The organism is Pseudonocardia halophobica (assembly GCF_027922425.1).
GTDB lineage: Bacteria > Actinomycetota > Actinomycetes > Mycobacteriales > Pseudonocardiaceae > Pseudonocardia > Pseudonocardia halophobica.
This window is the reverse complement of record NZ_BSFQ01000222.1, coordinates 1-653: the sequence shown is the minus strand read 5'-3', so window position 1 is coordinate 653 and position 653 is coordinate 1. Positions and strand designations below refer to the sequence as shown.

The following is a 653-nucleotide window of genomic DNA, read 5'->3' as shown; positions in this document are numbered from 1 at the left end:
GGCCGCATTCAGCCGCGATGAGACGCTTCTGCGCATGATCATGCAGCATGACATCGGGCTGCGGCATCTGGCGGCCGTTTCCGTGCTGACCGGGGTGACCTGGGGCGCTGCCTGATCCGGCTGGCTGACCTTACAGACGGGCCGCACTGACGGCCCGTTTCACATTTGTGGGCATCGCCCAAGGAGCAAGACAATGACCACGCAGATCCGCAGCATCGGCGATCTTGTCGCCGTGAAACGTGCTGCTGCCAATACCGCCGTCACCGCCGGCGGCAGTGGCGATAATACCGAGGTTGCCGGTGTCATCATCGACCGGGCCGCCATCGGGTTCCCGCAATCCTGTGTCGTGGCGATCCCGTTCACGGCCACGCTTGCCGCCGCCGCGACGCTGACCATCGCGTTCGATGTCGACGAGGGCAACGATTCCGCCCTGTCGGATGCGGAAGTGGTGACCTCGGCGACGGCGGCTGTCGTCGCGACCGGGCCTTCCGGTGGTGGCACGGTGGCGGGCACCTTCGAAGCCAATGTGTCGCTGGCCGGGGCGGGGCGCTATGTGCGTCTGAATTTCACGCCGAACCTGTCGGCAGCCAACACCGATACCGCCGCCCTGTCGGCGGTGATCGTCTTCGGCGGCATGGACCGCTTGCCCCAAT

At 66.0% G+C, this 653-nt stretch carries 1 protein-coding gene; it reads left to right on the top strand.

The features are described 5' to 3' along the window. Window positions 1–193 precede the first annotated feature (193 nt). On the top strand, window positions 194–653 hold a 460-nt coding region (locus tag PKE99_RS38280; protein ID WP_271215129.1), incomplete at its 3' end, for a hypothetical protein.